Origin of the sequence: Allobosea sp. UNC402CLCol, from assembly GCF_000745475.1 — a bacterium.
Classification (GTDB): Bacteria; Pseudomonadota; Alphaproteobacteria; order Rhizobiales; family Beijerinckiaceae; genus Allobosea; species Allobosea spartocytisi.
Map to the genome: position 1 here is coordinate 474,795 of NZ_JQJJ01000008.1, position 12,423 is coordinate 487,217.

The 12,423-nt window shown below is 67.4% G+C and carries 12 protein-coding genes; 7 read left to right on the forward strand and 5 right to left on the reverse strand.

All coding sequences use genetic code 11. The features are described from left to right. Nucleotides 1-38: 38 nt before the first annotated feature. The 3 genes from GY40_RS04250 to GY40_RS28170 all read right to left on the reverse strand — a co-directional run bounded on the left by GY40_RS04250 (nucleotide 39) and on the right by GY40_RS28170 (nucleotide 4,434). Entirely contained in the window at nucleotides 39-1,826 is a 1,788-nt protein-coding gene (locus tag GY40_RS04250) for a peptide ABC transporter substrate-binding protein (protein WP_038358913.1), read from the reverse strand. Between the two features lie 286 nt (nucleotides 1,827-2,112). After that, nucleotides 2,113-3,765 carry an energy-dependent translational throttle protein EttA gene (gene ettA / locus GY40_RS04255; protein WP_038358914.1) on the reverse strand — a complete coding sequence of 551 codons (1,653 nt, stop codon included), beginning with the start codon at nucleotides 3,763-3,765 and terminating at the stop codon, nucleotides 2,113-2,115. Nucleotides 3,766-3,888: 123 nt separating this feature from the next. Next, on the reverse strand, nucleotides 3,889-4,434 hold the full coding sequence (locus GY40_RS28170; RefSeq protein WP_248311086.1) for a hypothetical protein: 546 nt from the start codon (nucleotides 4,432-4,434) through the stop codon (nucleotides 3,889-3,891). Between the two features lie 167 nt (nucleotides 4,435-4,601). Here GY40_RS28170 and GY40_RS04265 point away from each other — a divergent pair, with 167 nt between their 5' ends. Next, complete coding sequence (locus GY40_RS04265; RefSeq protein ID WP_038358917.1) at nucleotides 4,602-5,408, forward strand: MBL fold metallo-hydrolase; 807 nt, start codon at nucleotides 4,602-4,604, stop codon at nucleotides 5,406-5,408. A gap of 10 nt (nucleotides 5,409-5,418) precedes the next feature. Here the strand turns inward: GY40_RS04265 and GY40_RS04270 are convergent, their stop codons facing one another. Then, the gene (locus tag GY40_RS04270; protein ID WP_038360040.1) at nucleotides 5,419-6,159 is read right to left on the reverse strand and encodes an SDR family NAD(P)-dependent oxidoreductase; all 741 of its coding nucleotides are present in this window, start codon (nucleotides 6,157-6,159) and stop codon (nucleotides 5,419-5,421) included. Nucleotides 6,160-6,271: 112 nt separating this feature from the next. Here GY40_RS04270 and GY40_RS04275 point away from each other — a divergent pair, with 112 nt between their 5' ends. Both GY40_RS04275 and GY40_RS04280 read left to right on the forward strand, forming a co-directional pair. Further along, complete coding sequence (locus tag GY40_RS04275) at nucleotides 6,272-6,889, forward strand: TetR/AcrR family transcriptional regulator (RefSeq protein ID WP_038358919.1); 618 nt, start codon at nucleotides 6,272-6,274, stop codon at nucleotides 6,887-6,889. 93 nt (nucleotides 6,890-6,982) lie between these two features. Then, nucleotides 6,983-7,306 carry a hypothetical protein gene (locus GY40_RS04280; RefSeq protein ID WP_038358920.1) on the forward strand — a complete coding sequence of 108 codons (324 nt, stop codon included), beginning with the start codon at nucleotides 6,983-6,985 and terminating at the stop codon, nucleotides 7,304-7,306. A gap of 134 nt (nucleotides 7,307-7,440) precedes the next feature. Here the strand turns inward: GY40_RS04280 and GY40_RS04285 are convergent, their stop codons facing one another. Next, complete coding sequence (locus tag GY40_RS04285) at nucleotides 7,441-8,448, reverse strand: aldo/keto reductase (RefSeq protein WP_038358921.1); 1,008 nt, start codon at nucleotides 8,446-8,448, stop codon at nucleotides 7,441-7,443. 165 nt (nucleotides 8,449-8,613) lie between these two features. Between GY40_RS04285 and GY40_RS26435 the strand changes: the two genes are divergently transcribed. The 4 genes from GY40_RS26435 (at nucleotide 8,614) to mog (ending at nucleotide 12,350) form a co-directional block, all read left to right on the forward strand. Beyond that, nucleotides 8,614-10,278 carry a flagellar hook-length control protein FliK gene (locus tag GY40_RS26435; protein WP_051987498.1) on the forward strand — a complete coding sequence of 555 codons (1,665 nt, stop codon included), beginning with the start codon at nucleotides 8,614-8,616 and terminating at the stop codon, nucleotides 10,276-10,278. Then, nucleotides 10,275-10,568: an EscU/YscU/HrcU family type III secretion system export apparatus switch protein gene (locus GY40_RS04295; protein ID WP_038358923.1), complete on the forward strand. Its 294-nt coding sequence runs from the start codon at nucleotides 10,275-10,277 to the stop codon at nucleotides 10,566-10,568. Before GY40_RS26435 ends, GY40_RS04295 begins: the two co-directional genes overlap by 4 nt. Beyond that, on the forward strand, nucleotides 10,565-11,725 hold the full coding sequence (locus tag GY40_RS04300) for a GNAT family N-acetyltransferase (RefSeq protein WP_038358927.1): 1,161 nt from the start codon (nucleotides 10,565-10,567) through the stop codon (nucleotides 11,723-11,725). The genes GY40_RS04295 and GY40_RS04300 overlap by 4 nt, the downstream gene beginning before the upstream one ends. A 91-nt stretch (nucleotides 11,726-11,816) precedes the next feature. Then, nucleotides 11,817-12,350, forward strand: coding sequence for a molybdopterin adenylyltransferase (gene mog / locus GY40_RS04305; protein ID WP_038358930.1), 534 nt, complete (start codon nucleotides 11,817-11,819; stop codon nucleotides 12,348-12,350). The last annotated feature ends 73 nt before the right edge of the window (nucleotides 12,351-12,423 follow it).

Below are 12,423 nucleotides of genomic sequence, written 5' to 3' on the forward strand. Positions count from 1 at the left end.
CCTCGCCGGAAAGCTCCCGGCGAGGGGCCGCTCATGGCTCAGCTGCGATACCAGGCCCCCAGGTTCCAGGTATCGACGTCCCAGCCCGAGTGGTCATGCGCGAGGTTCTGCGCAGCGGAGACCACCTTCGTCCGCGACAGGACCGGCAGGATGACATTGGCCTCGCAGAAGATCTCGTTGACCTTGATCAGCAGCGCGGCGCGCTTGGCCGGGTCGAGCTCCTTCTGCGCTTCCCGATAGGCCTTGTCGGCCTCGGGGTCGGTGTAGCGCGAGACGTTGCGGCCCAGCCACTTGTTCTCCTTGCTGGCGACTTCCCAGGAGGTGAACTGGTTGAGGAAGCGCTCCGGATCGGGCTGCGGCTGGGTCGTGGTGTACATCTCGATGTCGGTATAGAGCTTGGTGTAGGTGTCGGGGTTGGCGACGTCCGACGAGAAGAACACCGAGGCCGTGACCGACTTCAGCTCGAGCTCGATACCGGCCTTCTGGCAGGCCTGCTTGATGATCGCCTGAACCTTCTGGCGCGGCGCGTTGATCGAGGTCTGGAAGACGTATTTGAGCTTCTTGCCATCCTTCTCGCGGATGCCGTCGGAGCCCTTCTTCCAGCCGGCCTCGTCGAGGATCTGGTTCGCCTTGGCGATGCTGAACTCGTATTTCAGCTTCTCCGACTTGAACTGCTTCGGCTGGTTGACGAAGCTGGCGGTCGGGATGCCGGCGCGGCCATAGATGAACTTCTGGATCGAGTCGCGGTCGATCAGCAGGTTGATCGCCTGGCGCACGGCCGGGTCCGACAGCGTCGGGTGCTTGGTCTTCTTGCTCGAGCGCTCGCCGTCGACCTCGGTCCACGGATCGGTCGTGTTCAGCGTGATGAACTCGATGTCGCCGGCCACCGCGACGCTGACCTTGCCGCGCCCACCGGTCTCCATGCGCTTGAGCACATCCTCTTCGACCAGCGAGTCCCAGGCATAGTCGTATTCGCCGGTCTGCAGCACGGCGCGCGCCGCCGAGACCGCGTCACCGCCGCCCTTGACCTCGAAGGTGTCGAAGAAGGGCTGGTTCGCGACGTGATACTCGGTGTTGCGCTCGGTCCGGATGATGTCGCCCGGCTTGAACTCGACGAACTTGTAGGGGCCGGTGCCGACCGGCTTGAGGTTGGCCGGGGCCTCGCGCGACTTGGCGCCCTTGTACTCGCCGAAATGGTGCTTCGGGATGATCATGCCGGCGACGCCGACAAAAGGATCGGCCCAGAACGGGGTCGGCTCCTTGAAGATCACCTTGACGGTGAAATCGTCGACCTTTTCGACCTTGATGTTGGCATAGGCACCGGTGGTATAGGCGGCGGTCGCCGGGTCGGCGGCGTATTCCCAGGTGAAGACGACGTCATCGGCCGTGAACGGCTTGCCGTCATGCCACTTCACGCCGGGCTTCAGCTTCCAGGTCACGGTCTTGCCGTCCTCGGACAGGCCGCCATTGGCCTTGCTGGGAACTTCGGCAGCGAGTTGCGGGAAGAGATTGCCCTCCTTGTCCCAGCCGGCCAGCGGCTCGTAGAAGATGCGCGAGGCGATCTGGTCCTTGGTGCCCGAGGCGAAATGCGGGTTCAGCAGGGTCGGCGCCTGCCAGAGCAGCATCTTGAGCGGGCCGCCACCGCCGGCCTTGGTCGGCTTGTATTCGAGCGTGGCATTCGCCATCGCCACGCCATTCCAGGCCAGAATCTGGCTCGCGATCGGGGCGGTGATGCCGACCGCCGCCAATTTCCGAATGAAGGAACGCCGCGACAGGCGGCCATCCTTCAGATTTTCAACCATATCCTGGATATACTCGCTGCTCATAGCCGACCTTCGCGTTACGCAGAGAAGATGCCGTTCAATAATTGAACCGGCTCTAGACTTACCTTGGAGAATCCAAAGCCTGACGAAGCTTTGGATTCCGCCTCGTCGTAAGGAGACCTACCTTAAGCCGACCTTAAAGTGACCGATGATCGGGGCATGGCCGGGCAGCGTGCCGGGCATTGCGGCATAATGCAGCGGGACGTGCGGCCGAGCCACAGTCGGCAAACGGAAAAGCCCCGCGACAGACGAGCTGTCGCGGGGCTTTTTCAGTTCCGAATCGGAAGGCTCAGCGGGTGAACTTCTTGTACTGGATGCGCTTCGGGATGGTCGAGTCGATGCCGAGGCGGCGCTGCTTGTCCTCCTCGTATTCGGCGAAGTTGCCCTCGAACCACTCGACATGGCTGTCGCCCTCGAAGGCGAGGATGTGGGTCGCGATGCGGTCGAGGAACCAGCGATCGTGGCTGATGATCACGGCGCAGCCGGCGTAATCCTCCAGCGCCTCTTCGAGCGCGCGCAGCGTATCGACGTCGAGGTCGTTGGTCGGCTCGTCGAGCAGCAGGACGTTGGCGCCGCTCTTCAGCATCTTGGCGAGATGGACGCGGTTGCGCTCGCCGCCCGAGAGCGAGCCGACCTTCTTCTGCTGGTCACCGCCCTTGAAGTTGAAGGCCGAGCAATAGGCCCGCGAATTGATCTCTTTCTTGCCGAGATAGATGATGTCGTTGCCGCCCGAGATCTCCTCCCAGACGTTCTTCTTGTCGTCGAGCGAGTCGCGACTCTGATCGACATAGCCGAGCTGGACGCTCTCGCCGATCTTGATCGTGCCGGCATCGGGCTTCTCGACGCCGGTGATCATCTTGAACAGCGTCGTCTTGCCGGCGCCGTTGGGGCCGATCACTCCGACGATGCCGCCCGGCGGCAGCTTGAAGGAGAGCCCGTCGATCAGGAGCTTGTCCTGGAAGCCCTTCGACAGATCCTCGAAATCGACGACGTTGTTACCCAGCCGCTCGGCGATCGGGATGATGATCTGGGCGGTGTCGGGCCCCTTGTTCGAGGCCTTCTGCACCAGCTCGTCATAGCGCTGGATGCGGGCCTTGCTCTTGGCCTGGCGCGCTTTCGGCGAGGCCGAGATCCATTCCTGCTCGCGCTCCAGGGTCTTCTGACGCGAGACGTCCTCGCGGCCTTCCTGGGCGAGACGCTTCTGCTTCTGCACTGACCAGGACGAGTAATTCCCCTCATAGGGGATGCCCTGGCCGCGATCGAGCTCGAGGATCCAGCTCGTGACGTTATCGAGGAAGTAGCGATCGTGGGTGACGATCAGGATCGCGCCCGGATAGCTCCGCAGATGGCCTTCGAGCCAGGCAGTGGTCTCGGCGTCGAGATGGTTGGTCGGCTCGTCGAGCAGCAAGAGCTCCGGCTGTTCCAGCAGCAGCTTGCAGAGCGCGACGCGGCGGCGCTCGCCGCCCGAGAGCTTGTCGACGGCCCAGTCGTCCGGCGGGCAGCGCAGCGCGTCCATCGCCTGGTCGACCTTGGAGTCGAGATCCCACAGCCCCTTCGCCTCGATCTCGTCCTGGAGATTGGTCATCTCGTCGGCGGTCTCGTCCGAATAGTTCATGGCGAGCTCGTTGTAGCGGTCGAGGATCGCCTTCTGCGGGGCCACGCCGAGCATGATGTTGTCGCGGACGTTCAGCGTCTCGTCGAGCTTCGGCTCCTGCGGCAGGTAGCCGACGCGCGCGCCTTCCGCGACCCAGGCCTCGCCGGTCCACTCCTTGTCGAACCCAGCCATGATCTTGAGCAGGGTCGACTTACCGGCACCGTTGACGCCGAGCACGCCGATCTTGGCGTCCGGGTAGAAGGACAGGTGGATGTCCTTCAGCACCTGCTTGCCGCCCGGATAGGTCTTGGACAGGCCGCGCATATGGTAGATGAACTGACGGGACATGGGGCGAGCGGGCTCCGCTTTCAAACGCTTGGCGACGGGATGTCGGGAAATCTGGCCGCTATGTAGCGAGCGCGGCCAAAGCCCGCAACCGCGAGCAGGCCGGCACGAGGCATATTCGCGGTCTCAGCGCCAGGCGCGCCCGCTGGCATCGCTGCAGCCGTAGGGCGGGATTGCGCGCGCGAACCGCTCTTTCAAGCGGCTGCAGCCCCAGGCGCGCAAGGGCTCGGGCAGGCGGCTGTTGATGTCGATGCCAATCTCGTCATACGGGCTCGCGGCATTGGCGACATAGTCGTACCAGCGATAGCCGATCGTCAGGCCGCATCCGATCACAGTCGAGAGCACGACGAGCGCGATGAAGCGAAGCGGCCTCATCCTGGCCGGCTGAGGCTGCGGCCTTCCCTCCGCGGTCGCGCGGCGTTGGCGCATCGCGGCGATCTGCGCGAAGATCAGCAGCACGACGCTCAAGCCGATGGCGATGCCGCCATACTGGCCGAGCAGGGGCAATATCTCCGCCTTCACGAATTGCTTCCCGTCCGTGTCGGGAATGAGGAAGCGCGCGCCGCCATCGACCCGCTCCCAGCCGGAAATCCGGAAAACATAGAAGAACGCGACGAGGCCGCCGGCCAGGAACAGCAGAGCTACGAATCTGAGGCGGTTTGCGACCGACATGGCGTCCTCGCGAAGACGGAACGCCCCGATTGCCCGAAGGCAGAAGCTCTGTCCAGCGCCGTCACGAAACCGCCATCTCGGCGCGCGGCCCCTTCCCCCGGCACGACTTTTGCCGGAAGCTCCCGTGACCTGAACTCATTTGGCCCGAATGCTGCTGGAGCCCGCCAGTGAGCCTGCCCGCCATCCTGTTGCGCCTGCTTGCGACCCTCGCCTTCGCGCTGCTGGCGACAGCCCACGCCCGCGCCCAGTCGAACGAGCCGGGCTGCCGTCCGGAGATGGCGAGCTATCGCCTGCCGATCCAGCGCGTCCAGCTCGCGAAGGACGAGGCAAGGCTCACCTTCGTCGGCCACGCCACTTTCCTGATCGAGACGCCGGGCGGGGTGAAGATCGCGACCGACTACAACGACTATGTCCGCCCGCCAGTGACGCCCGACATCGCCACGATGAACAAGGCGCACTCGACGCACTACTCCAACCGTCCCGACCCGGCGATCAAGCTGATCCTCCGGGGCTGGGATCCGGAGGGAAAAGGCGCCGCGAAGCACGACGTCACCTTCGGCGACGTCCGCGTGCGCAACGTGCCGACCAATATCCGCACCTATGATGGCGGCACCGATTATGACGGCAACTCGATCTTCGTCTTCGAGATCGGCGATCTCTGCATCGCCCATCTCGGCCACCTGCACCACCCGCTGGAACCCGGCCATCTGCGGGCGCTCGGCCGCGTCGATGTCGTGCTCTTCCCCGTCGACGGCAGCTATACCCTCGATCAGGAGGGGATGCTGGAGGTGCTGAAATCACTGCAGGCGCGGGTGATGATCCCGATGCACTTCTTCGGCGGCGGCACGCTCGAACGCTTCCTGTCCCGGACCAAAGGGCTCTGGCCGGTCGAGCGCCGCGACACGTCGTCGATCACGGTGAGCAAGGCGGCCTTGCCGGCGACGCCCACCGTGATCGTCCTGCCCGGGCACTAAGCCGGCGCCGTCAGGTGTTCACGCCGCCATCGATGGCGAAGCCGGCACCGGTGATGAAGCGTGCCTCCTCGCTGGCGAGATAGGCGACGAGCCCGGCGATATCCTCCGGCTTGCCGTAGCGCGGGATCGCCATGCGCGCCCGCTGGGCATCGGCCCGCTCGCCATGGGCCGGATTCATGTCGGTATCGGTCGAGCCGGGATGAACGATGTTGACCGTGATGCCGCGTGGGCCGAGATCGCGCGCCAGGCCCTTGGTGAAGCCGATCAGCGCAGCCTTGCTCATCGCGTAGAGCGTCACGCCGGGCTCGACGACGCGATCGGCGAGGCAGGAGCCGGTCGAGATGATCCGCCCGCCCTCGCCCAGATGTGCCGCCGCGGCCTGCGAGGCCAGCACCACCGCGCGGACATTGACGGCCAGCGTCGCGTCGATATCGGCGAGGCTCCAGTCGGCCACCGGGCCACCGCGGAAGATCCCGGCATTGTTGACGAGGATATCGAGGCCGCCGAGCGCCTTCACGGCATCATCGACCGCACGCGTCACCGCCCCAGGGTCGGCGCTGTCGGCTGCGATGGCGAAACCCTTGCGGCCGAGGGCCTCGACCTCCCTGACGACCGCAGCCGCCTTGTCGGCGGAGCGTTCATAGGTCAGCGCGACATCGGCCCCCTCGGCGGCGAGCCTGCGAGCGATGGCGGCGCCGATTCCGCGGCTGCCGCCGGTGACGAGCGCGCGCTTTCCGGCAAGGCGTGACATGACAAGCTCCATTTCTGTGATGATCGATACACAATCGATGCCGCGCTTGCCGGCAGCCGTCAAGCGAAATATATAATGAACGTCACAGAATAAATTTCGAGGAGCTCGGCGCATGGCCGAACGGGGCCGTCCACGCAGTTTCGACCGGCAGGCCGCGCTGGAGCGCGCGATGGATGTGTTCTGGGAGCGCGGCTATCAGGCGGCCTCGATGAGCGACCTCACCGAAGCGATGGGCATCAATTCACCGAGCCTCTACGCCGCATTCGGCAGCAAGGAAGAACTCTACCGCGAGGCCATCGGCCATTTTGCCGCGACCGAGAGCGACGACATTCTCGCACCCTTGAGCGATGCGCCAACGGCGCGGGCGGCCATCGAGGGCTATCTCATGGCCAGCGCCGCGACCTTCACCCGGCCGGGCCGCCCGCCCGGCTGCATGGTCGTGCTCTCGGCTGTCAACGCGGTTGGCGTCGGCGAGGAAACCAGCCGCATCCTGCGCGAGATGCGGGCCGGCAGCATCACGATGATCGAGGAGCGATTGAGCCGCGCCGCCGCTGAAGGCGAGCTGCCTGCCTCGCTCGATCGCCAGGCGATCGCCAGCTACTACGTCACCGTCCAGCAGGGCATGTCGATCCAGGCCCGCGACGGCGCTTCGCGTCCGTTGCTGGAAGCGATCGTGCGGGGCGCCATGGCGGCATGGGAGAGCCTGACGCGACCACGCGCTGTAGCCTGACAATCCCGTTAACGCCTCGCTGAGGCTGATCCCAGGCTTTGCTTGCCCTTGCGGCAGATCACGGCATGCTGGCCCGCGATCGGGAGACCGCCCATGCGCCGCATCGCTGCCATCACCTGCCTCGTCGCCGCAGCCGCCCTCCTGCCCTTGCAGGCGGAGGCCGCACGGTTTCGCCTTGGCGGGCGCAGCAGCGCGCCGGCGGCCAAGGTCAGCCGCGGCATCATCGTCATTCCGGGCGCCGCCGCGGCAAGCAGTACGCAGGCAGCGGCCAACGATCAGCCGCAGCGCGTGCCCTTCCCGCCATCCAGTGCGAAACAAGACGACCCGGTGCCGCTCCGGCTCAGCACGAACGGTGACGACAAGAAACCCTGGTGCGGCACCCAGCTCGTCGTCGGCGGCTTCTGCATGATGAATTGAAGCGACGAGTCTGCCGCAGCCGTCATTGCGAGCGCAGCGAAGCAATCCAGGGGATAGGGCTGGACGTCGCGCGCAGCCCCTCTGGATTGCTTCGTCGCTTCGCTCCTCGCAATGACGGGAGGCGAGCAGCCTCGTCAGACCCGGCTGACGCGCCCTTCCAGCGGATAGGCCGGGTCGCTGTAGCCCGGGGTCGAGGGATGGCCGGGCGGCACGAGCGAATCCACCAGCGCCTCGTCCTCCCCGGTGAAATCGACATCCAGCGCCGACAGATAGGCCTGCCACTGCTCGAAGGTGCGCGGCCCGGCGATGGCCGCGGTCAGGAGGGTGTTGTTCAGCACCCAGCACACCGCGAACTGGATCGGGCTGAGCCCGCGCTTCGCCGCGTGCTCCTTGATCGTCTGCGCGATGACGAGGCTCTCCTCGCGCCATTCGGCCTGGAGGATGCGCTTGTCGCCGCGCCCGGCGCGCGTGCCCTCCGCCGGCGCCTGGCCGGGCGCGTATTTCGCGGTGAGCACACCGCGCGCCAGCGGCGAATAGGAGGCAACGCCGAGCCCGTAATAGCCGCAGGCCGGCAGATGCTCGACCTCGGGCATGCGGTTCATCGCGTTGTAGTAGGGTTGGCTGACGACGGGCCGGTCGATGCCGAGATCGTCGCAGAGCCGGCAGATCTCGGCGAGCCGCCAGGAGCGGTAGTTCGAGATGCCGAAATGCCGGATCTTGCCCTGGCGCACCAGGTCGCCGATGGCGTGGACGGTCTCCTCCAGCGGGGTCTGGTGGTCTTCCTTGTGCAGATAGTAGATGTCGATGACCTCGGTGCCGAGCCGGCGCAGGCTGTCCTCGCAGGCTTGCATCACCCAGCGCCGCGAAAGCCCGCCGCGATTGGGGCCGGAGCCCATGACATTGGCCACCTTGGTCGCCAGCACCCAGTCATGGCGATGCGCGGCGATGGCGCGCCCGGTGACCTCCTCGGAACGGCCGTCGTTATAGACATCGGCCGTATCGATGAAATTGATGCCGGCATGATGCGCGTGATCGATGATCCGGCGAGATTCCGCCTCTTCCGTCGCGCCGCCGAACATCATCGTGCCCAGGCAGAGCGGCGAGACCTTGAGACCGGAACGGCCGAGGCGGCGATAATCCATGGCGATCATCCTTGGGAACGAGGCGGCGAGCTTGCGGCAGGCGGCGCCACCGCACCAGCGCCGCCGACGCGCGGCCGCCTTGCAAGCTCCGTGCGGCAAGCTCCGCACGGCAAGAGAATCCTTAATCTTTCCTGAGAGGTTGGGGCATCGATTCATGGCCGCCCGATGAACCTCGCCCAGCTCATACTGAGCCAGAACTTCGCCAGATTGCTGCAGGCGCTCGACGCGACCGGCGAGCTTTCGGCCGGCAAGACGGTCGCGGCGCAGCTCATCTCGCTGGACGCGGACGGCACGGCGACAGCCACGATCGGCGATGCCAGGGTCGCGCTCGTCCTCGCCGGCCCCCAGGCGAAGCAGGCGGCACTCCAGCCCGGCGCCACCCTGATCCTGCATCTCGAGGCGCCCGAGCAGCCCGGCGGCGATCTGCGCGCGACGCTCGTCGAGATCCGCCCGCCGACCGGAAGCCCGGCGCCCGCTCAGGCTTTGCCGGCATCCTCGTCGCCCCTTCCCGCCACGCCTCCCCTTTCCACCGCCCCGGCCCCGCATCTGGCCGGAAGCACACCGCCGCCTGCGGTAACCGCCCCCACCGTCGGTGCGTCTCCGCTGGAGCCCGGCCGACCTCCCACGCCGGCAGCGCCTGGGCCCTTGCCCGAAAACGCGCCCCGGCCTCTGCCGGACGCCATGCCCGGTCGCGGAACGCAGGCCGTCCCGGCAGCGGCGCCGACGCCGATCTCGTCGCTGGCATCGCCTGAATCCGTCGAACCGATTTCGGGATCGCCACCAATGGGCGCGACCGTCCGGCCAGCGGCACCCGGCGAGACAGGACAGCCCGCGGCCCCCGTGCCGGCATCGCCACGGATTGCCATCGGCCCGACGCTGGGCGCGGCGCTGATGCGGCAGGACAGTCTCGCGCCGCTCTTCGCCAATCTGCGCGGCCTCGCCGAGGGCAATGTCGCGCTCACCCTGCCGAAGCCGCTTCTCGCCGCCATCGACCGGATCCTGCGGCAGGCTTTTCCCGCTGAGCGCCAGATCATGACCGGCTCACGCCTGCAGGCGGCCGTGCAGGGCTCCGGGCTGTTCATGGAAGCCCGCGCCGCCGCCGGGCAGGCCCCAGCGCCGCGCGGCGATCTCAAGGCGGGGCTGCTCGCCTTGCGGGAAACGCTCCTGCCGATCGTCGAGACGCTCTCGCCCGAGCCGGCAGCCTCCCGACCGGAGCGTGGAGCGATGCCGCCAGCGGAACCGGCGGCTGACGGCCGTAGTCCCGTTCCGCCGCCACGCCGCGACGGTCCGCTCGCCGCACAGCCCGCATCGGAGCCGACGCTGCATCCGGGCGAAAAGCCCCTTGCCATCGCCACGACGCTGCTCGACCAGACCGATGCGGCACTCGACCGGATCAAGCTGTCGCAATACGCATCGCTGCCGCTCGATGCCCCGCGTCTCGACCCGGCCCAGTCGCAGCCACAGCGCTGGCTCACGGAAATCCCCCTCGCCTTCCAGCACGGCACCGCGATCCTGCCGCTCCAGGTCGAGAAGGAGCCGCCGCGGCGCGAGGCGCAGGGCGTCTCGCCGCCGCTCTGGCGCATCCGCTTCGCGCTCGATGTCGAGCCGATGGGCCCGTTGCAGGGCGTGGTCACGCTGCAGGGCCGCGAGGTCGGCGTCACCCTCTGGGCCGAGCGTGAGGAGACGAGCAAGCTCCTGCGCGGCGCGGCGCCCGGCCTCGAAACCGCGCTGCTCCATGCCGACTTCACCGGCGGTGCCATCGATATCCACACCGGGCAGCCGCGCGTGAAGCAGCCGACCGCCGGCCAGTTCCTGGACCGCCTGTCATGAGCGCGCCGCGCCCGCCCCGCATCGCCGTCGCGCTCGAATATAACGGGCAGGGCGCGCCGCGCGTCACCGCCAAGGGCCGGGGCGAGCTGGCCGAACGCATCGTCGAGACCGGTCGCGAGCACGACGTCGCCATCGAGCAGAACGCCGTCCTCGCCCAGGCGCTTTCCGCCGTCGAACTCGATGACGAGATCCCGGAGGAGCTCTACCGCGCGACGGCGCAGGTCATCGCCTTCGTGCTGTCGCTGCGCGGCGAACTCGGCCGCCGCAACCGGGACGGCGTCCGGACGTGAGCGGCATCGTCGTCAGGCGCATCGGCCCGGCCGCCTATGCGGCGCTGGGACCGGCCTTTGCCGAGCTCGCCCGGCATGCGCTCGAGCCCAATCCGCATATGGCGCCGGCGGCCGTCAGCGCAGCGACCCTGCTGGCCGAGGAGGACGATATCGTCGTGCTCTGCGCCTGGTACAGCGAGGCGCTGGACTTCGAGCAACTGGTCGGAGTCTGGGCGCTCCGGCGCGAACGCGACTGGCGCAGCGGCTTCGCCGCGGTGCTCGTCGCGCCGGTCCTGCCGCTCTACGAGGTCTCTTCCCTGCCGGTGGTCGATCGCGACCATGCGCTCGAGGCCTCGCGCGCGCTGATGCGCTACCTCCTCGCCTCGGGCGACCTGCCGCGAACACTCGCCTTGCCCCTGCTGCCGCTCGAAGGCCCCGGCCATGCGGCGCTCGCGGAGGCCTGCCGCACCACCGGCAGCATCATCGCGACCTGCGAGCGCTGGGCGCGCCCGGTGATGATCGCGCAACCCGGCGACGACCCTGAGCGCTATCTGCGCCGCGCGCTGGGCTCCGCTTACAAGAAGCGGATGCAGCAGTTCCGCGCCGTCATCAAGAGCGGCGCCCTCACCTTCCGGCGCAGCCGGGGACAGGCTGCGGTCGAGGCGCTCGACTCGTTCCTGACGCTCGAAGCCGCCGGCTGGAAGGGCAAGGCGGGAACCGCCATCGCCTGCATCCCGGAGGATACCGCCTATTTCCGCCGCCTCGCCGCGCTGTTCGCGGCGGAAGACGGCCTGCTGGTCGACACGCTCCTGCTCGACGGAAAAACGCTGGCGATGGGGCTCCTGATCGAGAGCGCCGGGCGGCGGCATTTCCTCAAGATCGCCTATGACGAAACGCAAGCCCGCCATTCGCCGGGCCGCACGCTGACCGTCGCGATGCTGCGCGCCGACCTCGCTGGTACGCCGCCGGAGTGCCTCGACAGCGGCGCCGGCGACGGCGTCGATGCCGGCACCTATGTCTGGGGCGAGCGACGCGAGATGGGAAACGCGCTCATCGGCATCGGCCGCAACCGCATCGGCCTCGCCCGCGCGGCAGCACTCAGCCGGATGTGGCTGCGTCGGCTGCGGGAAGCCGCCCGAGCCCGATCGGGCAGAGCATCTCCTTCCAAACACCCTTGATAGGCAGACCGAGGGGAGAGTTCGCACAGCGCGCGCTTGACCGCCCTTCCCGCTCGCCGATAGAGCCGGAGTGCTTCGTTGGAGACGCACGATGACCGTTGTCGCCCGGATTGGAATCGTCACGGTCTCGGACCGCGCCTCGGCGGGCATCTATGCCGACGAGGGCGGCCCCGCCATCCGCGACTATTTCGGCCGCGTTCTGACCTCGCCCTGGGAGGCGGTCGCCCGCGTCATCCCCGACGACCGCAAGCTGATCGCCGAGACGCTGATCGAACTGTCCGACCGCGAGGGCTGCTGCCTCGTCGTCACCACCGGCGGCACCGGCCCCGCACCGCGCGACGTCACGCCGGAAGCGACGGAGGACGTGATCGAGAAGCCGATGCCCGGTTTCGGCGAGTTGATGCGGCAGGTCAGCCTCGCGAAGGTTCCGACCGCGATCCTCTCGCGCCAGACCGCGGGCATCCGCGGCCGCACCCTGATCGTCAACCTCCCCGGACGCCCGCGCGCCATTGCCGAATGTCTCGACGCAGTGATGCCGGCGATCCCCTACTGCATCGACCTGATCGAGGGTCCTTATCTGGAAACCGACCCGGCCCTGATCGCGGCGTTCCGTCCGAAGAAGTAGGCTGCCCACGGTTTCGGCATCGTCACCCCGGACGCAGCGAAGCGGAGATCCGGGATCCATGCCTGAACTTTTA